The sequence below is a fragment of the Terrabacter sp. Root181 genome (assembly GCF_001428505.1).
Classification (GTDB): Bacteria; Actinomycetota; Actinomycetes; order Actinomycetales; family Dermatophilaceae; genus Terrabacter.
Genome location: NZ_LMHU01000008.1, coordinates 38,498 through 65,316, shown reverse-complemented (window position 1 = coordinate 65,316; position 26,819 = coordinate 38,498). Strand labels below are relative to the sequence as shown.

Genomic DNA, 26,819 nt, shown 5'->3' with positions numbered 1-26,819 from the left:
GGATGACGTGTCACCTTCCCCCCTTCGACCCGCTACGTCGGGTGTGCACCTCCGCGACCTGACGACCCGGATCCGGGCCGACGTGGGCTCCGCGGACGCCTCCGACCTCGTCGTGACCGGGGTCACCCTCGACAGCCGCGCCGTGCTCCCCGGGGACCTGTATGCGGCCCTCCCGGGGTTCAACGTGCACGGCGCGCGCTTCGTCGCCGACGCCGTGGCCGCCGGAGCCGTCGCCGTCCTGACCGACGCGGCCGGCCTCGCTGAGGTCGGAGCGCAGCCTGAGGTCACCGTGCCCGTCGTCGTCGCACAGGACCCTCGCGGCGTCCTCGGCGACGTCGCGGCGCAGGTCTACGGACACCCCTCCGAGTCCCTGACGATGCTCGGCGTCACCGGGACCAACGGCAAGACGACCACGGCGTACCTCGTCGAGTCGGCGCTGCGGGCGCACGGGCAGCGCACCGGACTCATCGGCACGGTCGAGACGCGCATCGGGGACGAGCGCATCGAGTCGGTGCGCACGACGCCCGAGGCGACCGACCTGCACGCGCTGCTCGGGCTCATGCGCGACCGGGGCATCGACGCCTGCATCATGGAGGTGTCGAGCCACGCCCTCGAGCTGCACCGCGTCGACGGGGTCGTCTATGACGTGGCACTCTTCACGAACCTCTCGCAGGACCACCTCGACTTCCACGCCTCGATGGACGACTACTTCGGCGCCAAGGCCTCCCTGTTCACCCCGCAGCGCTCCCGCTCGGCGGTCGTCTGCGTCGACGACGCGTGGGGCCGGCGCCTCGCGGCCGAGGCGACCGTCCCGACGACGACCCTCGCCACCACGGCCGAGGGCAGCCCGGACGCCGACTGGCTTGTCGAGGAGGGTGACGGGGGCGCGTTCACCCTGCGGGAGCGGGCGACGGACCGTGCCCTGGGACTCGTCTCGCACCTGCCCGGCCACTTCAACGTCGCCAACACCGCACTGGCCGCGCTCGCGCTGCTGCGCATCGGCCTCGCGCCGGCCGAGGTCGAGGCAGCCATGTCGGTGGCTCCCGACGTGCCGGGACGCATGGAGGTCGTCGCGCCCGGGGGCGCCGAGGGCCCGCGGTGCGTCGTCGACTTCGCGCACACACCCGACGCCGTCGACGCGGCCCTCGCCGCGCTGCGTGCCTCGACGCCGGGGCGGCTCATCGCCGTCCTCGGTGCCGGGGGCGACCGCGACCGCGGCAAGCGGCCGGCCATGGGTGCCGCCGCCGCCCGTCAGGCCGACGTCGTCGTCGTCACCGACGACAACCCGCGTTCCGAGGACCCGGCCGAGATCCGCTCGGCCGTCGTCGCCGGAGCCCGCGCGGAGGTCCGTGCCGGCTCGGCGCAGGCCACGGAGATCATCGACGGTGGCACGCGTTCGAGCGCCATCGCCGAGGCCATCGCCCTCGCGGTGGTCGGTACGGGGGAGGACCGCCCTGTCGACACCGTCGTGGTGCTCGGCAAGGGACACGAGAAGGGTCAGGAGATCCACGGAGTGAAGCATCCGTTCGACGACCGCGACGCCGTGCGCGCCGCCCTCGCAGCCGTCACCTCGTCGGGGGTGACATCGTGATCGCCTTGTCCCTCAGTGAGATTCGTGACCTCACGGGCGGCGCCGTCCACGGCACCGACTCCCCGGAGGCCGTCGTCGTCGACGGCCCGGTGACCACCGACTCCCGTGACTGCCTCCCGGGCAGCCTCTATGTCGCGCGCATCGGCGAGACCGCCGACGGGCACGACTACGTCGAGGCGGCCGCCGCGGCCGGGGCCGTCGCGGCCCTCACCTCGCGCCCGGTCGCAGGCGTGCCGTGCGTCGTCGTCGAGGACGTCCAGACCGCCTTCGGCCTCGTCGCCCGCGGCGTCGTCGACCGCGCCCCCGAGCTGCGGGTCGTGGGCATCACCGGCTCGTCGGGCAAGACCAGCGTCAAGGACCTGCTCGCGTCCGTGCTGTCGTCCGTCGCCGAGACCGTTGCCCCCGTCAACTCCCTCAACGGCGAGATCGGCGTGCCGCTGACGGTGTGCCGCGTCACCCCGACGACGCGATTCCTCGTGGCCGAGATGGGCGCCCGGGGGATCGGCCACATCGACTACCTCACGCGCATCGCGCCGCCGCAGGTCGCCATCGTGCTCAATGTCGGCACCGCCCACATCGGCGAGTTCGGCTCGCGCGAGAACATCGCCCGCGCCAAGGCCGAGCTGCCGCTGGCCGTCCCCGCCGAGGGTCTGTCGATCCTCAACGCCGACGACCCCGTCGTCGCCGCCATGGCGTCCGGTCTGGCGTCGCGCGTCCAGCTCGTCGGGCTCTCGCCCGAGGCCGACGTACGCGCCGAGGACGTCACCCTCGACGAGCGCGGCAGGGCGGCATACACCCTCGTGTGCCCGCAGGGCACGGCCCGGGTCTCGTTGCAGCAGAGCGGCGCCCACCACGTCGGCAACTCGCTCGCCGTCGCCGCCGCGGCCCTGGAGCTCGGGCTGTCGCTCGACCAGGTCGTCGCCGGGCTCGGCGCCGCGGAGGCGGTGAGCCGCTGGCGGATGGAGATCACCGACCGGGCCGACGGCGTGGTCGTCGTCAACGACGCCTACAACGCCAACCCCGACTCGATGCGTGCCGCACTCGACGCCGTCGCGGCCATGCACGTGGCGGGGGAGCGCTGGGCGGTCCTCGGCGGCATGCTCGAGCTGGGGCCCGACAGCGACGCCGAGCACGCGGCCGTCGGGTCGTATGCCGCGTCGCTCGCCTTCGACCACGTCGTGGCCGTCGGCGAGGGCGCCCGTCCGCTCGCCGAGGCCTTCGCGGGCTCCGAGTGGGTGCCCGACACCGACGCCGCGCACGACCTCCTCGCCACGCGGCTGCGCGCCGGCGACGTCGTCCTGCTCAAGTCGAGCCGGGACAGCGGTCTGCGCTGGCTCGGCGACCGCCTGGCGGCCGAAGGTGGCCCGGTCACCGCCACACCCGTCCCCACCACGTCCGGAGAGGCGGTCACGCGGTGAAGGGCGTCCTGCTCGCAGCATCGATCTCGCTGATCATCTCGTTGTTCGGCACCCCGCTGTTCATCAAGTTCCTCGTCAAGCGCGGCTACGGCCAGTTCATCCGCGACGACGGACCCACCTCGCACCACACGAAGCGCGGCACGCCCACCATGGGTGGCGCCGTCATCCTCGCGGCCATGCTCGGCGCCTACTTCCTGGCCCACCTGCTGACGCTCAACCCGCCGACGGCCAGTGGGCTGCTCGTGCTCTTCCTGGCCGCAGGGCTCGGCTTCGTCGGCTTCCTCGACGACTTCATCAAGATCAGCAAGCAGCGCAGCCTCGGCCTCCGCTCGAAGGAGAAGCTCCTGGGGCAGGCCCTCGTCGGCATCACCTTCGCCGGGCTCGCGCTGCAGTTCCCCAACGAGCAGTACCGCACGCCGGCGTCGCTGCTCGTGTCGTTCGTCCGTGACACCAACATCAGCCTCGCGCTGGGTGGCAGCACCGTCGTCGGGGTGATCCTCTTCGTCGTCTTCGCGAACGTCATGATCGCGGGGGCGTCCAACGGCGTGAACCTCACCGACGGCCTCGACGGCCTCGCGACCGGCGTCTCGACGATGGTCTTCGGCGCCTACGTCCTCATCAGCATCTGGACCTTCAACCAGAACTGCCAGACCAACCCGGGCATCAAGTGCTACGAGGTGCGCGACTCCCACGACCTCGCGCTCGTCGCCGCCGCAGGCATGGGCGCCTGCTTCGGGTTCCTCTGGTGGAACGCGACGCCCGCGAAGATCTTCATGGGCGACACCGGCTCGCTCGCCCTGGGCGGCGCGCTCGCCGGCCTCGCCATCACGACCCACACCGAGCTGCTCCTCATCATCCTCGGCGGCATGTTCGTCCTCGAGACGCTGTCGGTGGTCGCCCAGGTCGCCTCGTTCAAGACCACCGGTAAACGGGTGCTGAGGATGGCGCCGCTGCACCACCACTTCGAGATGGTCGGCTGGAACGAGGTGACGGTCGTGGTCCGCTTCTGGATCATCGCCGGACTCTTCGTCGCCTTCGGCCTCGGCGTCTTCTACGCCGAGTGGGTGGTGGGGTCCCAGTGAGCTTCGACCCGCTCTACGAGCCCCGCGAGGGACTGACCCACAGCGATGCCGACTGGTCGGGGATCAACGTCCTCGTCGTCGGGCTCGGCGTGTCCGGCTTCGCCGCCGCCGACGCGCTCGCCGACCGCGGCGCCCGCGTCACGGCCGTCTCCCGCGACGTGACCGAGGCGATCCGCGAGCGCGCGACGATCCTCGAGATCCTCGACGTCGACGTCCGCCTCGGCCCCGAGCACGTCGTCGAGCCGCCGCCCGGCACCGAGCTCGTCGTCACGTCGCCCGGGGTCCCCCCGCACGACCCGCTGATGCTCGCCGCGGCCACGGCCGGCATACCCGTGTGGGGAGAGGTCGAGCTCGCCTGGCGCATGCGCGCCCGGGAGGGCGCCGCACCGTGGCTCACCGTCACGGGCACCAACGGCAAGACGACGACCGTCAACATGCTCGCCTCGATCCTGCGCCACGCCGGCCTGCGCGCCACGTCGGCCGGCAACGTCGGCACGCCCCTGCTCGAGGCCGTGCTCCACCCGGAGCCGTACGACGTGCTGGCCGTCGAGCTGTCGAGCTTCCAGCTGCACTGGCAGCGGTCGGTGTCGGCCGTCGCGTCCGCCGTGCTCAACGTCGCGCCCGACCACATCGACTGGCACGGCAGCTACGCCGAGTACCTCCGCGCCAAGGGCAAGATCTACGAGAACACCCACCTCGCCTGCATCTACAACGTCGCCGACATCCAGACCGAGCAGCTCGTGATGGAGGCCAACGTCGTCGAGGGGTGCCGCGCCATCGGCTTCACGACGGGCATCCCGGCCCCCTCGATGGTCGGGGTCGTCGAGGACGTCCTCGCCGACCGCGCCTTCGTCGAGCAGCGCCAGCGCTCGGCCGCCGAGCTCTGCACGATCGCAGACCTGCAGGGCGACGCCCCCTCCATCGCACCGCACTACGTCGCCAACGCCCTCGCGGCCGCGGCGCTGGCTCGCGCGTACGGCGTCGGACCCATCGCGGTCCGCGACGGCCTGCGGGCCTTCCGCCCCGACCGGCACCGCATCGCCGAGCTGGCGACCGTCAAGGGCGTGCGCTTCGTCAACGACTCCAAGGCCACCAACCCCCACGCGGCGGCGGCGGCGATCCGGTCGTTCGACTCCGTCGTGTGGGTCGCGGGCGGCCTGCTCAAGGGCGCCGACGTCGACAGCCTCGTCGAGGAGATGGCCTCGCGGCTGCGCGGCGTCGTCCTCATCGGTGCCGACCGCGACCAGATCGCGCAGGCCCTTTCCCGACACGCGCAGGATGTCCCGGTCGTCGACGTGTCCGACACCGACACTGGGGTCATGGACCGTGTCGTCAGGGAGGCCGCGCGCCTCGCCCAGCCGGGCGACGTCGTGCTGCTCGCGCCTGCCGCCGCGTCGATGGACATGTTCACCAACTACGGAGCCCGCGGCGACGCCTTCGAGGAGGCGGTCCGGCGGCACCTCGAGGCACACGGGGGGCTGGAGTGAGCGCGACGACCGCCGACGAGAAGACGTCGGGCAAGGCCGCCGACCCGTCCTCGACGTCCCGTTCGCTGCCCGTCATCGGCAAGCTCGAGTCACCGCTGACGACCTACTACCTCATCCTCGGTGCGACCTCGACGCTCGTCGTCTTCGGCCTGATCATGGTCTTCTCGGCGTCCAGCGTCGAGGCGCTCCTCGCCGACGAGGCGTCCTACACCGTCTTCCTGCGCCAGCTGCTGTTCGCCGTGCTGGGCGCGGTCGCTGCCGGAGCCGCCAGCCGGCTCGACGTCCGGTGGTGGAAGCGGCTCGCGTTCCCGACGATCATCGTCTCGGTGCTGCTGCTCGCCGCCGTCATCCCGTTCGGCAAGAGCGTCAACGGCAACCGCAACTGGCTCGCGCTCGGCCCGGTCCAGTTCCAGCCGGCCGAGTTCGCCAAGGTCGGGCTCGTGCTCGTCGGAGCCGTGATCTTCGCCAACAAGTCCTCGCGGATGGCCAGCATGCTCCACGTCGTGCTGCCCTATCTCGTCCCGATCGCCACGGTCGTCATCGGACTCATCCTCGCCGGCCACGACCTCGGCACGGCGATGGTCGTGCTCGTCATCGTCGCGTCGGTGCTGCTCGTGGCCGGGGCCCCCAAGCGCGTCTTCGCCCTCGGCGGCGGCCTCGCCCTCGTCGGTGTCGCCCTGATGGTGACCGGCAGCAACAACCGCACGAGCCGCATCTCCAACTGGCTCGACCCGACGTGCCAGGCCGACCCCGACGGCTGGTGCGGCCAGTCGGTGCACGGCCTCTACGCCCTGGCCGACGGCGGCTGGTGGGGCGTCGGGCTCGGGGCCTCGAAGGAGAAGTGGGAGTGGCTCTCGGAGGCGCACAACGACTTCATCTTCGCGATCATCGGCGAGGAGCTCGGCCTGCCGGGCACGCTGATGATCCTGCTGCTCTTCGGCATCCTCGCCTGGGCCTGCTTCCGGCTCGTGAGCCGCACCCAGGACCGGTTCGTCCGCATCGCGGGCTTCGGCATCATGGCGTGGCTGCTCGGTCAGGCCATCATCAACATCGGCGCGGTCATCGGGCTCTTCCCCGTCATCGGTGTCCCGCTCCCGCTCGTGTCCGCCGGCGGGTCGTCGCTCGTGACGACCCTGCTCGCCCTCGGCATCCTGTTGTCCTTCGCGCGCAACGAGCCGGGCTGCAAGGCCCTGCTCGACGCCCGCCCGAGTCTCGTCCGTCGGTCGCTCGCGGTGCTCCCGTCCCGCGTCCGCTCCGTCCCGCAACGTCGCAGAAGCCGGTGATCCCACTGTCCTCGCCCACCTCCGTCCTGCTCGCCGGGGGAGGCAGCGCCGGCCACGTGTCGCCGCTGCTGGCCCTCGCGGACGCCCTGCGTCGCCGCCACCCGGAGATGCGGGTCACGGCGCTCGGCACCGAGGAGGGCCTCGAGGCGCGCCTCGTCCCGGCTCGCGGCTACGACCTGCGCTTCGTGCCCAAGGTGCCGCTGCCGCGTCGCCCGAGCGCCGACCTGCTCCGGCTCCCGGGCCGCCTCAAGGCGGCCGTCGACGCCGCGGGCGCAGCCATCGACGAGACCGGAGCCGAGGTCGTCGTCGGCTTCGGGGGCTACGTCAGCACCCCGGCCTACCTCGCCGCGCGGCGCCGCCACGTGCCGATCGTCGTCCACGAGCAGAACGCGCGGGCCGGTCTGGCCAACCGCCTCGGGGCCCGCTGGGCCAGCGCCGTGGCGACGACGTTCTCGGTCACGTCGCTGCCCCACGCGCAGCGCATCGGCATGCCGCTGCGCCGCGAGGTCGCGACCCTCGACCGTGCGGGCCTGCGCACGCAGGCCCTCGAGCACTTCGGCCTGCAGCCCCAGTGGCCCACCGTCCTCGTCACGGGGGGCTCGCTCGGCGCGCAGCGCCTCAACGACGCCTTCCGTGCGAGGGTCACAGAGCTGAGCCGGGGGGGCGTGCAGGTGCTGCACGTGACCGGACTGGGCAAGGAGTTCGTCCCCGAGCCCCCCGCCGAGGGGGCCCCGTACGTCGTCGTGCCGTACGCCGACCGCATGGAGCTGGCGTATGCCGCCGCCGACCTCGTGGTCGCGCGCTCCGGCGCCAACACGGTGTGCGAGCTGACGGCTGTCGGCCTGCCGGCCGTCTACGTCCCGCTGCCCGTCGGCAACGGTGAGCAGCGCGTCAACGCGGCCGACGTCGTGGCAGCCGGAGGCGGCCTGCTCGTCGACGACGCCGACCTCACCCCCGACTGGATCGACGCCGTGCTGCTCGGTCTCGCCACCGACGGCGACCGGGTGTCACGGATGGCTGCGGCGGCCCTGACGCTCGGCGAGCCCGCCGCCGACGAGAAGCTCGCAGACCTGGTCGACCGGGCCGCAGAAGGCAGGAACCGCACGTGACCCAGACCCCGCGCACCCCCTCCGTCGACGACCCGTTCGCCGCGGCGCGCTTCGACTTCCGGGCCCCCGTGCCCGACGCCGCAGACCTCGGTCGCGTGCACTTCCTCGCGATCGGCGGAGCCGGCATGTCGGGTGTCGCGCGCATCATGCTGGCGCGCGGCATCCGGGTCACCGGCAGCGACGCCAAGGACGTGCCCGTCCTCAAGGCCCTCGAGAGCGAGGGGGCCGGCGTGTGGGTCGGCTTCCACGCGGGGCACCAGGAGCGCGCCGACGCGATCGTCATGAGCTCCTCGATCCGCGACGACAACATCGAGCTCGTCGCCGCCCGTGAGCGGGGGGTGCCGGTGCTGCACCGCGCCCAGGGACTCGCGGCACTCATGCAGGGTCGCCGCCCGGTCGCCGTGGCCGGCGCGAACGGCAAGACGACGACGACCTCCATGCTCACGGTCGCGCTGCAGGGCTGCGGTCTCGACCCGTCGTTCGCGGTCGGTGGCGAGCTGGCCAAGCACGGCACCAACGCCCACGACGGGTCCGACGACGTCTTCGTCGTCGAGGCGGACGAGAGCGACGGCTCGTTCGTCGTCTACCGTCCCGAGGTCGCGATCGTCACCAACGTGCAGCCGGACCACCTCGACTTCTACTCGAACTTCACGGTTGTCCAGGCCGCCTACGACGCCTTCGTGGACACGATCCGGCCCGGTGGACTGCTCGTGACGTGCGCCGACGACGCCGGAGCCGTCGCGCTGGCCGAGCGGGCCAGGGCCACGGGCACGCGCGTCGTCACCTATGGCTTCGACCCCTCCTCCGACGTCGTCCTGGGCGACCACCAGCAGGACGGCGTCACCGCGTCGGTCACGCTGCTCGACGAGGGCACCGAGCGGCGCATGACCCTCGGCGTGCCCGGGCGCCACAACGCGCTCAACGCCGCGGCCGCGTACGCCGCCGCCGTCCACGGGCTCGGCCAGAACCCCGACCGCGTCCTCTCCGGGCTGGCGTCCTTCACGGGGACGCGCCGCCGCTTCGAGCCGAAGGGCGAGGCCCGGGGAGTGGTCGTCGTCGACGACTACGCCCACAACGCGGGCAAGGTCGCAGCCGTCGTCGAGACGGCCAAGTCCCTCGTCGGCGACACCGGCCGGCTCCTCGTCGTCTTCCAGCCCCACCTGTACAGCCGTACGCGTGACTTCGCGGCGGAGCTCGGGGCCGGGCTGTCGCCGGCCGACGTCGTGGTGCTCATGGACGTCTACGCCGCCCGCGAGGACCCCGTGCCCGGTGTGTCCGGGCGTCTCGTCGCCGATGCGGTCACGGCGGCCCGGCCCGAGGTCGAGGTCCACTACGTGCCCTCGTGGTCCGAGGTCGCCGGACGCGTCGCGAGGCTGGCCCGTCCCGGAGACCTCGTGCTCACCGTGGGAGCCGGCGACGTCACGATGATCGGCCCGGAGGTGCTGCGGATCCTCGAAGAAGGGGCGCCATGATGCTCGAGCACAGCACGGCCCGTCGCCGCGTCGCGGGCACGGGGCTCGCGTCGTCACGCACGCGCTTCGAGCGACGCGCCGCGGCTGCTCGCCGCCGCCCCCGCCTCGTCGCGGGCGTCCTCGTCGCCCTCCTGGTGCTGGCGGGGCTCGTCGCCTGGCTGGGGTGGTTCAGCAGCGTCCTCACGGCGTCGCGGGTCGAGGTCCGAGGGGTGAGCGCGTCCGTGTCCGCCCAGGTGCGCAGGTCCGCGGAGGTGCCGCTCGGTGGGCCCCTGATGCGCGTCGACACCGATGCGGTGGCCCAGCGCCTGCTCGCCGACAAGGCCTGGAGCGCCGTCTCGGTCGGCCGCAGCCTGCCGGACACCGTCGTCATCACGTTGACCCCCCGGATCGCCGTGCTCGCGGTCCGTAACCCTCGAGGTGAGGTCGACGTCGTGGATCGGGACGGTGTCACCTTCCGCACCGTCGGCACGGCCCCCGAGGGCGTGCCGCTCGTCAGCTCCGGGGCCGCGCAGGTGACGAAGGAGGGGGTCGACGCAGCGCTGGCGGCCCTCGGGTCGCTCGACCCCTCGTTGCGCGCCGACGTCTCCGGGGTGTCGGTGTCGACGGCCGACCAGGTCTCCTTCACCGTCAAGGCCAAGGGCGAGAAGCGCAAGACGGTCGTCTGGGGTGGCGCGGCCGACGGCGCGCGCAAGGCAGAGCTGGTGAAGATCCTTCTGCCGGAACCGGGTTCGACGATCGACGTCAGCGTCCCGTCGTCGCCCGTAACCCGCTGACGCCCACCGGTCCGAGCCGCCGTCCGGGTCGGGGACCCGGCCGCGTGGCCGCGCGGCGTCCGTGGGAGGGTGAGGCCCGGCGGTCGGGACCCCAGTGTCCGGTGGTGCTGGTGTGGCCCGTGGGGCGCCCCCTTCGGAATTGGGGCAATCCCCGCGACGACACGCCGCGACGTGGGTTGATCGACCCTGTGCCTCGTCATACCGTCAGGGCACTGGTTCGTGACCAAACTGTAACCTTTATGTCTACGTTTAAGGTTTGAGGGCTACACGCTCGGAACGAGCCGCACCACCCGCACCACGCACTGTCCGTCCCCAGACCACCAGCAGCACCGGCACCATCAGTCAGGAAGGCCCACTCTCGTGGCAGCAGCACCGCAGAACTACTTGGCCGTCATCAAGGTCGTCGGCATCGGCGGCGGCGGCGTCAATGCCATCAATCGCATGATCGAGGTCGGCCTCAAGGGTGTCGAGTTCATCGCCATCAACACCGATGCCCAGGCGCTGCTCATGAGCGACGCCGACGTCAAGCTCGACGTCGGCCGCGAGCTGACGCGCGGCCTCGGTGCCGGCGCCGACCCCGAGGTCGGCAAGAAGGCCGCCGAGGACCACGCCGAGGAGATCGAGGAGGTCCTCAAGGGGGCCGACATGGTCTTCGTCACCGCCGGTGAGGGCGGCGGCACGGGCACCGGCGGCGCTCCCGTCGTGGCCCGTATCGCCCGCGAGCTCGGTGCCCTGACGATAGGTGTCGTCACGCGCCCGTTCACCTTCGAGGGTCGCCGTCGCGCCAACCAGGCCGAGTCCGGCATCGGCAGCCTCCGCGAGGAGGTCGACACCCTGATCGTCATCCCCAACGACCGGCTGCTGTCGATCAGCGACCGCAACGTCTCGATGATGGACGCCTTCCGCTCGGCCGACCAGGTCCTGCTCTCCGGTGTCCAGGGCATCACCGACCTCATCACGACGCCCGGACTCATCAACCTCGACTTCGCCGACGTCAAGTCGGTCATGCAGGGTGCCGGCTCGGCACTCATGGGCATCGGCTCCGCGCGCGGCGAGGACCGGGCGGTCCAGGCCGCCGAGCTCGCCATCAGCAGCCCGCTGCTCGAGGCGTCCATCGACGGTGCCCACGGCGTGCTGCTCTCGGTCCAGGGCGGCTCCGACCTCGGACTCTTCGAGATCAACGAGGCCGCCCGCCTCGTCCAGGAGGCTGCGCACCCGGAGGCCAACATCATCTTCGGTGCGGTCATCGACGACGCCCTCGGCGACGAGGTCCGGGTCACGGTCATCGCTGCAGGCTTCGACAGCGGCGGCCCCAGCCAGCGGCACGACGACCGCGCCCTCGGGCAGGTCATGGGTCGCTCGCAGGCGGCCCAGCAGCGTCCGGCCACGCCGGCGCCGCAGCACTCCAACGGTGTGCCGCAGGCGGCGCCGCAGCAGTCGATCCCCCAGCAGGCGCCGGCCGCACCGGTGCACCAGTCACAGCCGGCCCAGCAGCTGCCCACCCAGCAGCCGGCCGCGCCGGCGCCGCAGCAGCCCCAGCACCACGTCCCGGCCCCCGCGGCCCAGCCGGTGCAGCAGCCGCCTCGGCAGGTGACGTTCGACGAGGGCGACGACCTCGACGTGCCCGACTTCCTCAAGTAGGACCGAGGGCCGGCTCCGAGCCGAGATCCGTACCGACGGGCGGGAGATGCGTTCAGCGTCTCCCGCCCGTCGGCGTGCTGACCCGCTCTTGCCGGAACGGGTGCCCCCGACTCCCCGGGACCGGCGGGATAGGTTTGTCATCGTGTTCTACTGGCGCACCACCATCGCGAGCGACGGCGACTCGTGCGCCGTCGACCTCGGCTTCACGGGCCGGTCGGCGGGCCGGGGGAGCGGGCCGTATGCCGGCCTCAACCTCGGCGGTCACGTCGGCGACGACGCCGCCGACGTCGAGGGCAACCGCACGGCGCTCGCGCACGAGATCAACCTCCCTCGCGAGCGTCTCGTGCTCATGAACCAGGTGCACGGCTCCGACGTCGCGCAGGTCGACGGACCCTGGGGCGCCGAGCCGCCGGCCGTCGACGGGATCGTCACCCGCGCAACGGATCTCGCGCTCGCGGTGCTCGTCGCCGACTGCGTTCCCGTGCTGCTGCACGACGCTGCCGCAGGGGTCGTCGGGGCGGTCCACGCGGGTCGACCGGGGATGCTCGCCGGCATCGTCGGACGGGCCGTCGCAGCGATGCGAGACCTTGGCGCCTCGGCGGTCTCGGCCACCGTCGGGCCGTCCGTCTGCGGCCGGTGCTACGAGGTCCCGGCGGAGATGGCACACAGCGCTGCCGCGGTCTCCCCGGCAGCTGCGGCGCGGTCGTGGACCGGTACCGCCGCCATCGACGTGGCAGCCGGGGTCGTCGAGCAGCTCGCAGCGGCCGACGTTGCCGTGCAATGGGTTCCGGGGTGCACCCGGGAGAGCGGTGACCTCTACTCCTACCGTCGGGACGGCCGCACCGGCCGCTTTGCGGGTGTCGTCGCGCTGCGGCCGGCAGTCGCATGAGCCGTATGCCGTCGGGCGACGACCGGGCCCGCCGTGAACAGCTGGGCGAAGGTCTCGCGACCGTGCGCGAGCGCATCGAGCGCGGATGCGCCGAAGCCGGCCGCGATCCCGACGACATCACCCTCGTCGTCGTCACGAAGTTCTTCCCGGCGTCCGACGTCCTGCTGCTTCACGACCTCGGCGTCGGACACTTCGGCGAGAACCGCGACCAGGAGGCCGCAGAGAAGTTCCGTGAGGTCCGACACGTCCTCTCGGAGGGCGGCGCCCCGGCGCTGACCCTCCACTTCATCGGCCGGCTCCAGAGCAACAAGGCGGCGCACGTCGCGGGCTACGCCGACGTCATCCAGTCGGTCGACCGCACGAAGCTCGTGGGAGCTCTCGCGAAGGGCGCGCACACCTCCGACCGGACCGTCCAGGTGCTCCTCCAGGTGAGCCTCGACGGCGACACGTCGCGTGGCGGGGTCCTGCCCGGCGACGTCGACGCCCTCGCGGATGCCGTTGCGGCACAACAGCTCCTGGACCTGCGCGGCGTCATGGCCGTGGCCCCCCTGGGTGCCGACCCGGATGTGTCGTTCGCGCGTCTTCGGGACGTCGCGGACGGCATACGTGCTCGGCACCCGCGGGCCGACTGGGTCTCCGCGGGCATGAGCGGTGACCTCGAGGCCGGCCTGCGGCACGGTGCGACACACCTGCGTGTCGGCACGGCAATCCTCGGTTCACGCCCGTCACTTCTGTAACGTCGTCAACGATCACAATCCGACGTTTTGGGAGTTGGCCATGGCAGGGGCACTGCGCAAGACGATGGTGTACCTCGGACTGAGCGAGGAGGACCAGCGTCACGACCGTTACGACGACTACGACGCCTACGACGAGTCCGACCGCTACGACGACGAGACCGAGCACACCGCTGCCGTGACGCAGCTGCCCACGAAGCGACCGGTGGCCGCCGTCGTGCGCGACGTCGAGGTCGGGTCGCTCAACCGGATCACGACGATCCACCCGCGCACCTACAACGAGGCCAAGAACATCGGCGAGTGGTTCCGCGACCAGGTCCCCGTCATCATGAACCTCAGCGACATGGACGACGCCGACGCCAAGCGCCTCGTCGACTTCGCCGCCGGGCTCGTCTTCGGTCTGCACGGCACCATCGAGCGGGTCACCTCCAAGGTGTTCCTGCTCTCGCCCGCCCATGTCGAGATCTCCGCCGACGAGCCCGAGGCCCCGGCGGCCGCCACGCGCGGATTCTTCAACCAGAGCTGAGCCACCGACCCTCGGCCATGAGCGCAAACCGCGGTCGCAGGCGCAACGACCTGGGCCCCGGTTCACACTCCTGCCCCGACATCAGGGACACTGACCGACATGGACGCGTTCTGGACGATCTACGGGGTGGTGGTCTTCACCTTCTTCATCGCCCTCATCGGCCGCTTCGTCATCGACTGGGTGCAGGTGCTGGCCCGGTCCTGGCGACCCACCGGGGTCGTCCTGGTCCTGGCCGAGGCCGTCTACACCGTGACCGACCCGCCCCTGCGCGCCCTGCGCAAGGTCATCCCGTCACCGAGCCTCGGTGGCGTCCGACTCGACCTCAGCTTCCTCGTCCTGATGTTGCTGACCTCTCTCGCTCTCAACGTGCCGAGCTTCTTCTGACCGACCGGCCTTCACCCGTCCCGCAGCGCGGGTCAGGGGTCTCCACACGCCGATCGGTGAGCATGGCTTTGGTTCGTGACCGGAACGTTAGATACCGTTGACCCGAACCATTACGTCTGTATCGAGGTGACACATGGCGCTTACGCCTGAACAGGTGCTCAACAAGCACTTCCAGACCACGCAGTTCCGTCGTGGCTACGAGGAGCGGGACGTTGACGACTTCCTGGACGAGATCGTGGCGGAGATGCGTTCGCTCATCGAGCAGCGTGACGACTATCTGAAGCAGCTCAACGACTGCCGCGCGAGCAAGAACCAGTCGGCCGTCCGCGCCGACGGCGCGACGGCGGCCATGCCGGCCGTCGGACGCCCCGGTGACGACGCCAAGCTCGGCGGCCTCACCGCGAAGATCCAGGACGCGGAGCGCGCCTTCAAGGCCGCCACCGACCGTGCGGCCAAGGCCAAGGCCGACGCCGACAACGCCGAACGGGCCGCCAAGGAGCGCATCGACCGCGCCAAGGCCGAGGCCGAGCGAGCCGAGGCGGCCGCCAAGTCGGCCGTCGACTCCCAGGCCCTCAACGACGCCCAGGCCAAGCTCAACGGCCTCAACTCGCAGGTCGCCGACGCCGAGGGCAAGCTCGCCAAGGCGCAGGAGAACGCCCGCGCCGCCGATGAGCGTGCCGCCAAGGCGCAGTCCGATGCCGAGGCCGCGGCGGCCAACGCGGCACGCCTGCGCGAGGAGGCCGCCAAGGCCCCGGCGCCCGCCGCGGCTGCAGCAGCCGCTCCGGCCGCCGCCGGCAACGTCGACGCCGCAGGCGTCATCGCACTCGCGCAGCGCCTGCACGACGAGCACGTGGCCGCCGGCGAGACCCGCCGCAACGAGCTCATCTCGGAGGCCGAGAACCGCCACCGCGAGCTGCTCGCTGCGGCCCAGGCCCGCCACGACGACCTCATCAACACCGGCCAGAGCCGCCACGACCAGGCCACCCAGCAGGCCGAGCAGATCTCAGCCGCAGCCACGGCCCAGCGTGACCAGATGATCGCCGAGGCCACCTCGCAGCGCGACCAGATGATCGCCGAGGCCACGTCCAAGCGCGACGAGATGCTCACCGAGGCGCGCGAGCGTGCCACCGGGATGGTCGCGGAGGCCCAGCAGAAGAAGGCTGCTCTCCTCGAGGAGCTCGACAAGCAGAAGGGCCTGCTCGACCGCAAGATCGCCGAGCTGCGCGGCTTCGAGAAGAACTACCGCACCAACCTCAAGTCCTACATCGAGGGTCAGCTCCACGACCTCGACTCGAGCGTCCAGGAGCCGGCCCACGCCGGCGCCGGCGACGGCAACCAGGGCTGAGTCCCACCTCGAACAGACGCACGGCAGGCCGTCCGGGAACATCCCGGACGGCCTGTGGTGTATCCGAGGGGCGAACACTTCGCCCGCATAAGCGTTTCGCGTTTGTGCGCGACCCGTGCGGGGCTTATTGTCAGCCCCACTTGTCAGCGTCGACGGCGTGACCGACGGAGGGTCTGATGGCGGCGAAGAAGACGGCGGCGGCGACAGCCGCGGCCAAGCGGTCCACCGCGAGCAGGACGACGGGCGCAGCCACGAAGGCGGCGCCTGCGAGGAAGACTGTCACGAAGGCCGCGCCGGTGAGGAAGGCCGCGACGAAGGCCGCGGTCAAGACGACGGCGACGAAGGCTGCGCCGGCCACGAGGACGGCGACCAGGTCCGCGACCAAGGCCGCCCCGGTCAAGAAGACGGTGACGAAGGCCGCCGCCGCGAAGAAGGCCACGACCAAGGCCGCGCCGCCCGCGAGGACGGCGACGAAGGCGACCCCCGTCAAGAAGGCCGCCACCAAGTCCGCGACCAAAGCCACGAGCAAGGCCACGAGCAAGGCCGCGCCCGCCAAGAGGGCAGTGACGAAGACGGCTCCCGCGAAGAAGGCCGCGACCAAGGCCGCGCCGGCCACGAGGACGGCGACCAAGGCGACCCCCGTCAAGAAGACCGCGACCGCAGCCAAGGCCGCGACGGCCACGAAGACGGCGACCAAGGCGACCCCCGCGAAGAAGGCCGCTCCGGCGGCTCGCGGCACGACCCGGTCGACGGCGGCGAAGAAGCCGACCCCCACGACGTCCACCCGAGCAGGTGCCGCGAGCGCGAAGCCCGCCGCCAAGGCACCGGCTACCCGAACCAAGAAGGCACCAGTGACGACGAGCTCCACGGCAGGACCCCGCGCGGCGACCAAGAAGGCCGCGAGCAGCACCACGACCCGGACCAACGCGCGCAAGATCGCCGAGCGCCTCCGGGTCAAGGACGACGAGAGCCCGTGGAGCGAGGACGAGATCGGCGAGGTGCGCGGCGTCCTGCTCGAGGAGATCGACCAGCACCGCGTCGAGCTCAAGCTCGCCGAGGACGAGCTCGACGACCTGCTCCGCGCTTCGGGCGACGGGTCCGGCGACGACCAGGCGGACGCCGGGGCCAAGACGGCAGAGCGCGAGCACGAGATCTCCGTCGCGGCCAACGCCCGCGCGAGCCTGCGTCAGGCGGAGCACGCGCTCGAGCAGCTCGAGGCCGGCACGTACGGCATCTGCGAGAACTGCGGCAACCCGATCGGCAAGCTTCGACTTCAGGCCCGTCCTCGTGCGACCCTGTGCATGACATGCCAGGAGAAGCAAGACCGCCACTGACGCCCACGCACGCCACGTCGACCCCCCGCGCGGGGGTCGACGGCGTGTCCACCACTACATCGACCACATCGACCGAGACCGTGAGTTCGACGCCTGCCGACGAGACCCGACCGACAACTGACCGGCGCACCCGGATGTTCGTCGTCCTCGGGGCCGTCGCCGTCCTCGCCTACGTCAGTGACCAGCTGACGAAGGTGGTCGCGCTCGACGTGCTCGCCGACGGGGAGTCGCGTCCCTTCGTCGGAGAGTTCATCCGTTTCAAGCTCATCGGCAACCCCGGTGCGGCCCTGTCGCTCGGCGCGGGCAACACGTGGGTCATGACGGGCATCGCCCTCGCCGTGCTGATCGCGATCATCGTCGTCGCCCGCCAGCTCGGGTCATGGGCCTGGGCGATCGCGCTCGGGCTGCTGCTCGGCGCCGCGATCGGCAACCTCACGGACCGGTTCGTCCGCCCGCCCGGCGGCGGCCAGGGGCACGTCGTGGACTTCATCGACTACAACCGCTGGTTCATCGGCAACGTCGCCGACATCTGGATCGTCTCGGCCGCGGCGCTCGTCGTCATCCTGGCGCTGCTCGGGATCGGCGTCGACGGTCGCCGTGACCACGGCCGTCCCGCCACCCGCACCGTCGCGTCCGAGCCCAGCGCCGGCGACGGAGAGACCACGTCCGATAGCCCAGCGAACGGCGAGACCGACATGACGCAGCAGCCCGGCGGGTCGGCCGTGTCGACCGAGACGCCCGACCCGACCGAGACGCGCGAGAAACACGCCGTGCGGCGTCAGGGGGACGACCATGCCTGACGTGCGCACCGTGCTCGTGCCGGACGGCCTCGAGGGCGAACGCGTCGACGCGGGCGTCGCGCGGCTCTTCGGGGTGTCCCGCACCAAGGCCGCCGACCTCGCGGCAGACGGCGCCGTCGTGCTCGACGGCAAGGCCGTCGCGAAGTCCGAGCGGCTCTCGGCCGGCTCGATGCTCGAGGTGTCGCTGCCGCGTGCCGAGGAGGGCCCGAGCCTGAGGGTCGTCGCACAGCCCGTGCCGGGCATGTCGATCATCCACGACGACGACGACATCGTGGTCGTCGACAAGCCGGTGGGCGTCGCCGCGCACCCCAGCGTCGGCTGGAGCGGGCCCGACGTCGTGTCCGGGCTCGCCGCGGCGGGCTACCGCATCTCGACCTCCGGCGCCCCGGAGCGCCAGGGGATCGTCAGCCGGCTCGACGTCGGCACGTCCGGTCTCATGGTGGTCGCGAAGAGCGAGAACGCCTACTCGCGTCTCAAGCAGGCGTTCCGCAGCCGCACGGTCGACAAGACGTACCACGCCCTCGTCCAGGGCCTACCCGACCCGGTCGTCGGCACCGTCGACGCCCCGATCGGTCGCCACCCGGGCCACGACTACAAGTTCGCGGTGATGAAGAGCGGCAAGCCGTCGGTGACGCACTACGAGGTCCTCGAGGCGTTCCGCTACGCGAGCCTGCTCGACATCCATCTCGAGACCGGGCGCACCCACCAGATCCGCGTCCACTTCGCGGCGTTGCACCACCCGTGCTGCGGCGACCCGACCTACGGGGCGGACCCGAAGCTCGCGGCACGCCTCAAGCTGGATCGTCAGTGGCTGCACGCCGTGGGACTCGGCTTCGAGCACCCGGGCACGGGGGAGTACGTCCGCTTCGAGAGCCCCTATCCGGAGGACCTCCAGCGCGCACTCGACATCATCGCGACCTTGTGACCTTCACCCTCGACGCGAGGGTGAAGGTCACGGCGAGCCATTCCGTATGCCGCCTGGCGGCGTGGGGTCGGTGCTGAACCCGACCGGGGCGGTGCGTTCCGGGCCGAGCGGCCGCGTGTCAGTGGCGGTTCCGGCGCCGGAGTCTGCTCGTGGCCGCCGTCCGAGGGCGATCCCCAGCCCGAGGGCGACCACCGCGGCGACGGTCGTCGCCCACCACGGCACTCCACCCGGGGGCACGGCGTCACCGGTGCCGCGCGTCACCGGCGCCGCGACCGGGGCAGCTGCCGCAGGTCGTGCGACCGGCGGGGTCGTCGACGTCCTCGCCGGCTTCGCGTCGCCGTAGACGCCGAGGGAGGTCAGCGTCGCGAGGAGCAGCGCGGCGTCCTTGGGTCGGTGCAGCACGGCGGGCGCCTGGAAGAGGTCCTTGCCGTCGGCGAGGTTCATCGACGTCTCGACCCAGACGTCGTCGCCGTCGACGAGGACGGCGTCGACGCGCCACGGCGTGACGTCGTGGATCAGCCACGTCAGCCGGACCTGCGAGTCCATGAACGAGGCCGCGGGCATCGCGTCACCGGTGGGGGTGTTGTACGCGTCGAGGGCCTTCTCGAGGTTCGCGTAGGCCGTGCCTCCGGTCAGGGCGGCCGCGGCGCGAGACCCGCTGTAGTTGACGGCGAGGACCGAGGTCGGGCCTCCGGCGGAGGCCTGCGGGGCGACGGCGACGAGCAGGGCCGCGGCGACGGCTGCGGCGGCGGCGAGGGGGGCGAGTCTGCGCATGTTCTCCTCCGTGGGCGAGTGGGCCGGCGCACGGGCCGACGACACCTCAACACCGCTGCGGAAGTGGAGGTTCGCGGTCAGCCGGCGGACCGGGCCACGCGCAGCGCCTCGGTGAGGGTGTCCACACCCTCGAGGCGGTAGGTCACGTCGCCGGCCGGGGACGGGACGACCCAGACGAGGGTCGGCCCGGCGAGGCGCGGCGGCTCGGAGTGCGTGCCGCCGACCCGGTCCACCCACTCGACGAGGTGCGGCGACCCGAGCCACACCGCCTCGTGGTCGGCCACCGTGGTCGGCGTGACCGCCTCCCACACCGTCTTGAGGTAGCCCCACGACAACGAGCCGACGAACACGTCGAGACGCGTCGTGCCGGCGCCCGGCCCCCACACCAGCTCGGCGACGCGCCCGTCGTGCGTGACGGTGACGGACGTCGGCGGGCCGAGCGCCGTGGGCGCCCCGATGTCCGCGCCGACGAGGTGCTCTGCCTGCCCCAGCGTCACGGGCGTCGCCGGAGCACCACTGGTGCTCGTGCCGGTCGCCCGAGACGTCGTCGAGGGAGTCGGGGCCGGTGTGGGCACCTCCCGCACCACGATGCCGCCGATGCGGAGCAGCTCGACGACCGCGGCACGGACCGGCGGGACGAGAGCGAGCACGAGCACGACGACGGCGGCCGCTGCCCACCCGAGTCGGTGGGTCATGACGCGCGTCGGGCGTGGGGCGGCGGGGACCGGCGCCACGGCCTCACGCTGCGGCACGGGTGGCGGCTCGGCGTCCAGGCGGGCGAGCACGAGCGTCGCGAGATCCGCTCCGGGCGGCTCGGTCACAAGCGTGCGGCCGAGGGCGACGAGCTCGTCCTCGAGGTCGAGGTGGTCAGGCATCGGCCATCACCTCCCGGAGCGAGCCGAGGGCGCGATGGAGCCGGGACTTGACCGTGCCCGCCGGGATGTCGAGCGTCCCGGCGGTCTCGGCCTCCGACAGCTCGAGCAGGTAGCGGCAGGTCACTACGTCGCGCAGGTCGTCGGGCAGCCCCTCGACCGCGTCGATGAGCCCGTCGAGCCGGTCGCGCGAGACCGCGGCGTCCGCCGGGTCCGGGACGGCGTGCGTCACGGCCCTCTCCGCGGCCACCCGGAGCTCGCGCAGGGCGCGCCGTGACCGCCCGCGCTGCAGGTTGCGTGTCTCGTTGACGACGATCCGCAGCAGCCACGGACGGAAACCCGCGCCCTCGTGGAAGCGCGGCAGTGCCTGGTATGCCTTCACGAACGCCTCCTGCACGACGTCGTCGGCCTCGCTCCCGGCGCCGGAGAGCACCGCGAGCCGTTTGGCGATCGGGGCGTGGAGCGTGACGAGCACCGCGTACGCCGACGCGTCCCCCGCGCGTACGCGCGCCAGTGCTGCCGCCTCCTCGGACGTGTCGATCGCTGCCTCCGTCCCACCGACGACCATGCCTCGGCACCATCGTGCCGTCCCGACGCCCCCTCAACACCGCTCGCGCCGGATCGGTTCGCGCGGACCCCGCGACACCCGCACCGACACGCCGAGGAGTGTCCTCGCGGAGGCTTAGACTCGTCCACGATGTCGACCGAAGCCGCCCCGAGAAACGACCCGAACTTCGTGCACCTCCACGTGCACACGGAGTACTCCATGCTCGACGGGGCGGCGCGCATCGGCGACCTCTTAAGCGAGGCGGCGCGGATGGGCATGCCGGCCCTCGCGACGACCGACCACGGCTACGTGTTCGGCGCCTACGAGTTCTGGAAGAAGGCGCAGGGCACGGGCGTCAAGCCGATCATCGGCGTCGAGGCCTACATCACGCCGGGCACGCACCGCACCGACCGCACCAAGGTCAGCTGGGGCGACGGCGGCCGCGACGACATCTCGGGCAGCGGCGCCTACACCCACATGACGATGCTCGCCGAGAACAACCAGGGCATGCACAACCTGTTCCGGATGAGCTCCATCGCGAGCCTCGACCAGGTGTACACCAAGTGGCCGCGCATCGACCGCGACCTGCTCTCGACCTACGGCAAGGGCCTCATCGTCACGACGGGCTGCCCGTCGAGCGAGATCCAGACCAAGCTGCGCTTCGGGATGTACGACGAGGCGCGCGAGGTCGCCGGCGAGCTGCGCGACATCTTCGGCAACGACAACGTCTACGTCGAGCTCATGGACCATGGCCTCGACATCGAGCGCCGCACGCAGAAGGACCTCATCCGGCTCGCGCGCGACCTCAAGCTCCCGCTCGTGGCCACCAACGACCTGCACTACACCCGCGCCGAGGACGCCAAGGCCCACGCGGCGCTGCTCTGTGTCCAGTCCGGCTCGACCCTGATGGACCCCAACCGGTTCAAGTTCGACGCCGACGACTTCTACCTCAAGTCCGCCCAGGAGATGCGCCACCTGTGGCGCGAGCTGCCCGAGGCGTGCGACAACACCCTGCTCATCGCCGAGCGCTGCGAGGTGTCCTTCACCGAGGGCGAGGGGCGCTTCATGCCGCGCTTCCCGGTGCCCGAGGGCGAGGACGAGACGTCGTGGTTCATCAAGGAGGTCGAGACCGGCCTCTCGCGTCGCTTCCCCGAAGGGGTGCCCGACTACGCCCGCAAGCAGGCGGCCTTCGAGGAGGACGTCATCGTCTCCAAGGGCTACCCGGGCTACTTCCTCGTCGTCGCCGACTTCATCAACTGGGCCAAGCGCAACGGCATCCGCGTCGGCCCCGGCCGAGGCTCGGGTGCCGGCTCGATGTGCGCCTACGCCATGGGCATCACCGACCTCGACCCCATCCCGCACGGCCTCATCTTCGAGCGGTTCCTGAACCCCGAGCGAATGTCGATGCCCGACTTCGACGTCGACTTCGACGAGCGCCGGCGCGGTGAGGTGATCCGCTACGTCACCGAGAAGTACGGCGAGGAGCGCGTCGCCCAGATCGTCACCTACGGCACGATCAAGGCCAAGCAGGCCCTCAAGGACGCGAGCCGCGTCCTCGGCCACCCCTTCGCGATGGGCGAGAAGCTCACCAAGGCGATGCCGCCCGACGTCATGGGGAAGGGCATGCCGCTCGCCGACGTCTTCAAGCCCGACTCCAAGCGCTACAACGAGGCGGGCGACTTCCGCGTCGTCCACGACGAGGACCCGCAGGCGCAGGAGGTCGTCGCCACGGCGCTCGGCCTCGAGGGCCTGAAGCGCCAGTGGGGCGTGCACGCGGCCGGCGTCATCATGTCCAGCGAACCGCTCGTCGACGTCATCCCGATCATGCGCCGCCTGCAGGACGGCCAGATCATCACGCAGTTCGACTACCCCAGCTGCGAGTCGCTGGGCCTGGTCAAGATGGACTTCCTCGGCCTGCGCAACCTGACGATCCTCGACGACGCCATCGAGAACATCAAGCTCAACCGCGACGAGGACATCGACCTCGACGAGCTGTCCAAGACCCTCGACGACCGGGCCACCTACGACCTGCTCGGTCGCGGCGACACCCTCGGTGTCTTCCAGCTCGACGGCGGCGGCATGCGCTCGCTGCTGCGCCTCATGCAGCCCGACAACTTCGAGGACATCTCGGCCGCCCTCGCGCTCTACCGACCGGGCCCGATGGGCGTCAACGCCCACACGAACTTCGCGCTGCGCAAGAACGGCAAGCAGGAGGTCGTCCCGCTCGACCCCCAGCTCAAGGGCAAGCTCCAGCAGGAGATGATCGACGCCCTCGACCCGATCCTCGGGATGACCTACGGCCTGGTCATCTACCAGGAGCAGGTCATGGAGATCGCCCAGAAGCTCGCCGGCTACACACTCGGCAACGCCGACCTGCTCCGCCGCGCCATGGGCAAGAAGAAGAAGGAGGTCCTCGACGCCGAGTACGTCCCCTTCTCCGAGGGCATGAAGTCCCAGGGCTTCAACGAGGCCTCCATCGCGGCGCTGTGGGGCGTCCTCGTCCCCTTCTCGGACTACGCGTTCAACAAGGCGCACACGGCGGCATACGGCCTCGTGTCGTACTGGACGGGCTACCTCAAGGCCAACTACCCCGCCGAGTACATGGCGGCGCTACTGACGAGCGTGCGCGACGACAAGGACAAGTCGGCGCTCTACCTCAACGAGTGCCGGCACATGGGCATCAAGGTGCTGCCGCCCGACGTCAACGAGTCGATCGCCAACTTCGCCGCCGTCGGCACCGACATCCGCTTCGGCCTCGCGGCGATCCGCAACGTCGGGCTGCCCGTCGTGCAGGCCGTCATCAAGGCCCGCGAGGAGAAGGGCGCCTTCGCCTCGTTCAAGGACTTCCTCTCGAAGGTGCCGGCCGTCGTGTGCAACAAGCGCACCATCGAGTCGCTCATCAAGGGTGGCGCCTTCGACTCGCTCGGCGAGAGCCGCCGCGGCATGGTCGAGGTGCACGAGCGCTACATCGACGCCCTCGTCGAGGTGAAGAAGCAGGAGGCCATCGGCCAGGACAGCCTCTTCGGCAGCTTCGGTGACGACACCGGCGACGCTGGCAGCGCTGACGGGCCGGGCGCGTTCGACGGGCTGCCGCCGGTGCCGACGCTCGAGTGGGACAAGGCCAGCCTGCTCTCCTTCGAGCGCGAGATGCTCGGCCTCTACGTCAGCGACCACCCGCTCTTCGGCATCGAGCACATCCTCGCCACGCACGCCGACACCTCGATCGCCTCGCTCATGGGCGACGACCCCAAGGCCGACGGCACCCCGGTCACGGTGGCCGGCCTCATCACGAGCCTGCAGCTCAAGCGCACGAAGAAGGGTGACCTCTGGGCCATCGCGACCGTCGAGGACCTCGACGGCGCCATCGAGTGCCTCTTCTTCCCCTCGGCCTACATGACCTACTCGACGATGCTGGCCCAGGACACCGTCTGTGCCGTCAAGGGCCGCATCAGTGCCCGCGACGACTCGATCTCGATCTTCGCCCAGGAGCTGACGATCCCCGACATCAAGGAGGGCCCGCGCGGCCCGGTCGTGCTGACGCTCCCGCTCGGTCGGGCGACGCCGGCCGTGGCCGAGAGCCTCAAGCGCGTGCTGGGGGAGCACCCGGGGGCGACCGAGGTGCAGGTCAAGCTGACCCAGCCGGGGCGTTCGGTCCTGATGTCCCTCGACGACTCGCTCCGGGTCAACGCCACCTCCGCGCTCTTCGGAGACCTCAAGGCCCTGCTGGGTCCGGCCTGCCTCAGCTGATGCGCGAAGCCGACCGCCGGCGGCTGCGTCGGGCGCGGATGGCCGCGCTCGGCCTGACGCCCGCGCTCAGCAGCGACGGACCCGTGTCGGCGCTCGGGGTCGCCCGTGAGCTCGGCGCGTTGCAGGCCCAGGACTACGGGAGCGGGGTGTGGTCCCTCGGGGTGCGCTCGGGCCTCACGCTCGAGCAGGTCGAGCAGGCCGTGCTCGACCGCCAGGTCGTGCGCACGTGGCCGATGCGCGGGACGATCCACTGGGTGCCGGCCGAGGACGCCCGCTGGATGTGCGAGCTGCTTGCGGCCCCCCGCAGCACGACCCTCGCCACGCGGTTCGCCCAGCTGGGCCTCACCGAGGCCGACGTCGAGCTGTCCGGCCGGCTCTTCGAGGAGCACCTGCGCGAGCCGATGAGCCGACCCGAGGTCGCGGCTCTGCTCGTCGAGCACGGCATCGACCCGACCGACCAGCGCAACTACCACCTCATCGGCCACCACTGCATGAGCGGCCTCATCTGCCAGGGCCCGGTCATCGGCAAGCAGCCGAGCTTCGTCCTCATCGACTCGTGGGTTCCTCACTCCCGCAGGCTTTCCCGCGAGGAGGGCCTCGCGACGGTTGCGGAGCGCTACGTCCGCAGCCACGGACCGGTGACGGAGAAGGACCTCGCCGGCTGGCTCCTCAAGCCGCTCGGGCTCACGAGGGAGGCGCTCGCCCTCGTCGGCGACCGGCTCGTGCGCGAGGACGTCGACGACCAGACCTGGCTGACGCACGCCGAGGCCCGGCCCGCCCCGGACGGTCCGGGCGGCGTGCACCTGCTGCCCCAGTGGGACGAGTTCCTGCTCGGCTACAAGTCGCGTGACGTGACCCTCCCACCCGAGCACTTCGTCAAGGTCGTGCCCGGCCGCAACATGGTCTTCAAGCCGACACTCGTCGTCGACGGCGAGGTCGCGGGCACGTGGCGTCGGGTCCAGAAGCGGTCGCACGTCCTCCTCGAGGTGCAGCCGTTCGTCCCGCTGTCCGCGAGCCGGTGGCGCGAGGTGGAGCGGGCCGCGAACGCCTACGGCACGTTCCTCGGCACCGACACCGAGGTCGTACGCGTCGGGCCGGCCGACGGGACCGCCTGAGGTGGCGCGTGGGTCGGTCCCGCCGTCGCCGCTGCCGCCACGCCACGGTGTCGACGCCCAGCGCTTCCGGATGCCGCAGGACGGGTCCTGGTCATCACTGCGTGACCATCTCGTCGAACGGCTCTCGCCGGGGCTGACGGCCGCCGAGGTGGACCGGATGCTGGCCGCAGGTGAGTTCGTCGACGCCTCCGGAGCGCCCGTGCCGGCGGACGCGCCGTTCGTGCCACAGTCGGCCGTCTGGGCCCACCGCGACCTGCCGCTGGAGGTCGCACACCCCGAGGAGGTCGTCGTGCTGCACCGCGACGAGCGGATCGTCGTCGTCGACAAGCCCCACGACATGGCGACGATGCCCCGTGGACGGCACGTCGTACAGAGCGCCCTCGCCCGCACCCGCGTCCTGACGGGCGAGCACCGCCTCACCCCGGCGCACCGCCTCGACCGGCCGACGGCAGGTGTCCTGATGTTCACGACCGAGCAGCGCTGGCGCGGCGCGTACCAACGCGTCTTCGCCGAGGGCCTCGCCCACAAGCAGTACCTCGCCGTCGCGCCGGTCCGGGACGGGCTCGAGCTGCCGCTCGTGCGGCGGACGCACCTCGTCAAGGAGCACGGCATCCACCAGGCGCACGAGGTCCCGGGAGCCGAGCCCAACGCCGAGACGCTCGTCGAGCTCCTCGACAGGTCGACCGGTGCCGGGCGGGCGGGGGAGGACCTCGGGCTCTACCTCCTGACGCCGCGCACCGGCCGCACCCACCAGCTGCGCTGCCAGCTCGAGGGGCTGGGCATCCCCATCGTCGACGACCCGCTCTACCCGGTCGAGCGGGACGTGCCGGCGGGCGACTTCAGCGTGCCGCTGCAGCTGCTGGCGGCGGTCCTGGCCTTCGAGGACCCCGTCGACGGCACCCCGCGGCGCTTCGTCACCCGCCGCCGGCTGGGCCGGTGGCCAGGTCGCTGGCCGATCCTCTGAGGCCGTG

At 71.6% G+C, this 26,819-nt stretch carries 24 protein-coding genes; 20 read left to right on the top strand and 4 right to left on the bottom strand.

The window, feature by feature from the left end; translation table 11 throughout:
• The first annotated feature begins 7 nt into the window (after positions 1-7).
• The 14 genes from ASD90_RS16720 to ASD90_RS16655 all read left to right on the top strand — a co-directional run bounded on the left by ASD90_RS16720 (position 8) and on the right by ASD90_RS16655 (position 15,734).
• A complete protein-coding gene (locus ASD90_RS16720) occupies positions 8-1,591 on the top strand; it encodes a UDP-N-acetylmuramoyl-L-alanyl-D-glutamate--2,6-diaminopimelate ligase (protein WP_056759115.1) in 1,584 nt (527 codons plus the stop codon).
• Positions 1,588-3,009, top strand: a complete 1,422-nt coding sequence (murF, locus tag ASD90_RS16715; protein ID WP_056759113.1) for a UDP-N-acetylmuramoyl-tripeptide--D-alanyl-D-alanine ligase — start codon at positions 1,588-1,590, stop codon at positions 3,007-3,009. Before ASD90_RS16720 ends, murF begins: the two co-directional genes overlap by 4 nt.
• Complete coding sequence (gene mraY, locus ASD90_RS16710) at positions 3,006-4,091, top strand: phospho-N-acetylmuramoyl-pentapeptide-transferase (protein WP_056759110.1); 1,086 nt, start codon at positions 3,006-3,008, stop codon at positions 4,089-4,091. Before murF ends, mraY begins: the two co-directional genes overlap by 4 nt.
• Positions 4,088-5,578, top strand: coding sequence for a UDP-N-acetylmuramoyl-L-alanine--D-glutamate ligase (gene murD / locus ASD90_RS16705; RefSeq protein ID WP_056759108.1), 1,491 nt, complete (start codon positions 4,088-4,090; stop codon positions 5,576-5,578). Before mraY ends, murD begins: the two co-directional genes overlap by 4 nt.
• Entirely contained in the window at positions 5,575-6,861 is a 1,287-nt protein-coding gene (gene ftsW, locus ASD90_RS16700; protein ID WP_056759106.1) for a putative lipid II flippase FtsW, read from the top strand. Before murD ends, ftsW begins: the two co-directional genes overlap by 4 nt.
• Positions 6,858-7,970 (top strand): undecaprenyldiphospho-muramoylpentapeptide beta-N-acetylglucosaminyltransferase, encoded by a 1,113-nt coding sequence (murG, locus tag ASD90_RS16695; RefSeq protein ID WP_056759104.1) that lies wholly within the window; start codon positions 6,858-6,860, stop codon positions 7,968-7,970. Before ftsW ends, murG begins: the two co-directional genes overlap by 4 nt.
• Positions 7,967-9,442 (top strand): UDP-N-acetylmuramate--L-alanine ligase, encoded by a 1,476-nt coding sequence (murC, locus tag ASD90_RS16690; RefSeq protein ID WP_056759102.1) that lies wholly within the window; start codon positions 7,967-7,969, stop codon positions 9,440-9,442. Before murG ends, murC begins: the two co-directional genes overlap by 4 nt.
• Positions 9,439-10,215: a cell division protein FtsQ/DivIB gene (locus ASD90_RS16685; RefSeq protein ID WP_056759099.1), complete on the top strand. Its 777-nt coding sequence runs from the start codon at positions 9,439-9,441 to the stop codon at positions 10,213-10,215. Before murC ends, ASD90_RS16685 begins: the two co-directional genes overlap by 4 nt.
• 360 nt (positions 10,216-10,575) lie before the next feature.
• Complete coding sequence (gene ftsZ, locus ASD90_RS16680) at positions 10,576-11,856, top strand: cell division protein FtsZ (RefSeq protein ID WP_056759097.1); 1,281 nt, start codon at positions 10,576-10,578, stop codon at positions 11,854-11,856.
• Positions 11,857-11,998: 142 nt separating this feature from the next.
• Positions 11,999-12,745 carry a peptidoglycan editing factor PgeF gene (gene pgeF / locus ASD90_RS16675; RefSeq protein WP_056759095.1) on the top strand — a complete coding sequence of 249 codons (747 nt, stop codon included), beginning with the start codon at positions 11,999-12,001 and terminating at the stop codon, positions 12,743-12,745.
• A 5-nt stretch (positions 12,746-12,750) separates the two neighbouring features.
• Positions 12,751-13,482 carry a YggS family pyridoxal phosphate-dependent enzyme gene (locus tag ASD90_RS16670; protein ID WP_200958653.1) on the top strand — a complete coding sequence of 244 codons (732 nt, stop codon included), beginning with the start codon at positions 12,751-12,753 and terminating at the stop codon, positions 13,480-13,482.
• A gap of 40 nt (positions 13,483-13,522) precedes the next feature.
• Positions 13,523-14,005 (top strand): cell division protein SepF, encoded by a 483-nt coding sequence (locus tag ASD90_RS16665; protein ID WP_026864635.1) that lies wholly within the window; start codon positions 13,523-13,525, stop codon positions 14,003-14,005.
• Positions 14,006-14,104: 99 nt separating this feature from the next.
• Entirely contained in the window at positions 14,105-14,389 is a 285-nt protein-coding gene (locus tag ASD90_RS16660) for a YggT family protein (RefSeq protein ID WP_020144665.1), read from the top strand.
• Positions 14,390-14,522: 133 nt separating this feature from the next.
• Positions 14,523-15,734: a DivIVA domain-containing protein gene (locus tag ASD90_RS16655; protein ID WP_056759090.1), complete on the top strand. Its 1,212-nt coding sequence runs from the start codon at positions 14,523-14,525 to the stop codon at positions 15,732-15,734.
• A 130-nt stretch (positions 15,735-15,864) separates the two neighbouring features.
• On the opposite strand, the gene ASD90_RS23610 is transcribed toward ASD90_RS16655, so the two are convergent.
• Positions 15,865-16,602: a hypothetical protein gene (locus ASD90_RS23610; protein ID WP_057588639.1), complete on the bottom strand. Its 738-nt coding sequence runs from the start codon at positions 16,600-16,602 to the stop codon at positions 15,865-15,867.
• Between ASD90_RS23610 and ASD90_RS16645 the strand changes: the two genes are divergently transcribed.
• The 3 genes from ASD90_RS16645 to ASD90_RS16635 all read left to right on the top strand — a co-directional run bounded on the left by ASD90_RS16645 (position 16,586) and on the right by ASD90_RS16635 (position 18,793).
• Positions 16,586-17,068 (top strand): TraR/DksA C4-type zinc finger protein, encoded by a 483-nt coding sequence (locus tag ASD90_RS16645; RefSeq protein ID WP_056759086.1) that lies wholly within the window; start codon positions 16,586-16,588, stop codon positions 17,066-17,068. The two genes, ASD90_RS23610 and ASD90_RS16645, sit on opposite strands and share 17 nt — an antisense overlap.
• Positions 17,069-17,148: 80 nt before the next feature.
• The gene (lspA, locus tag ASD90_RS16640; protein WP_235506726.1) at positions 17,149-17,868 is read left to right on the top strand and encodes a signal peptidase II; all 720 of its coding nucleotides are present in this window, start codon (positions 17,149-17,151) and stop codon (positions 17,866-17,868) included.
• Positions 17,861-18,793, top strand: a complete 933-nt coding sequence (locus tag ASD90_RS16635) for an RluA family pseudouridine synthase (protein WP_056759078.1) — start codon at positions 17,861-17,863, stop codon at positions 18,791-18,793. Before lspA ends, ASD90_RS16635 begins: the two co-directional genes overlap by 8 nt.
• 27 nt (positions 18,794-18,820) lie before the next feature.
• Here the strand turns inward: ASD90_RS16635 and ASD90_RS23605 are convergent, their stop codons facing one another.
• The 3 genes from ASD90_RS23605 to ASD90_RS16620 all read right to left on the bottom strand — a co-directional run bounded on the left by ASD90_RS23605 (position 18,821) and on the right by ASD90_RS16620 (position 21,007).
• The gene (locus tag ASD90_RS23605) at positions 18,821-19,567 is read right to left on the bottom strand and encodes a hypothetical protein (protein ID WP_157623212.1); all 747 of its coding nucleotides are present in this window, start codon (positions 19,565-19,567) and stop codon (positions 18,821-18,823) included.
• 77 nt (positions 19,568-19,644) lie between these two features.
• Complete coding sequence (locus tag ASD90_RS16625) at positions 19,645-20,442, bottom strand: hypothetical protein (protein ID WP_056759074.1); 798 nt, start codon at positions 20,440-20,442, stop codon at positions 19,645-19,647.
• Positions 20,435-21,007 (bottom strand): RNA polymerase sigma factor, encoded by a 573-nt coding sequence (locus ASD90_RS16620; RefSeq protein WP_056759072.1) that lies wholly within the window; start codon positions 21,005-21,007, stop codon positions 20,435-20,437. The genes ASD90_RS16625 and ASD90_RS16620 overlap by 8 nt, the downstream gene beginning before the upstream one ends.
• A 129-nt stretch (positions 21,008-21,136) precedes the next feature.
• On the opposite strand from ASD90_RS16620, the gene dnaE reads away from it, so the two are divergent.
• Genes dnaE through ASD90_RS16605 form a run of 3 tightly spaced genes read left to right on the top strand, consistent with a single transcriptional unit; the run spans position 21,137 to position 26,812 of the window.
• Positions 21,137-24,733, top strand: a complete 3,597-nt coding sequence (gene dnaE / locus ASD90_RS16615; RefSeq protein WP_056759070.1) for a DNA polymerase III subunit alpha — start codon at positions 21,137-21,139, stop codon at positions 24,731-24,733.
• Positions 24,733-25,848 (top strand): winged helix DNA-binding domain-containing protein, encoded by a 1,116-nt coding sequence (locus ASD90_RS16610; RefSeq protein WP_235506724.1) that lies wholly within the window; start codon positions 24,733-24,735, stop codon positions 25,846-25,848. The genes dnaE and ASD90_RS16610 overlap by 1 nt, the downstream gene beginning before the upstream one ends.
• A 1-nt stretch (position 25,849) precedes the next feature.
• Positions 25,850-26,812: a pseudouridine synthase gene (locus tag ASD90_RS16605; RefSeq protein WP_056759067.1), complete on the top strand. Its 963-nt coding sequence runs from the start codon at positions 25,850-25,852 to the stop codon at positions 26,810-26,812.
• Positions 26,813-26,819: the final 7 nt, after the last annotated feature.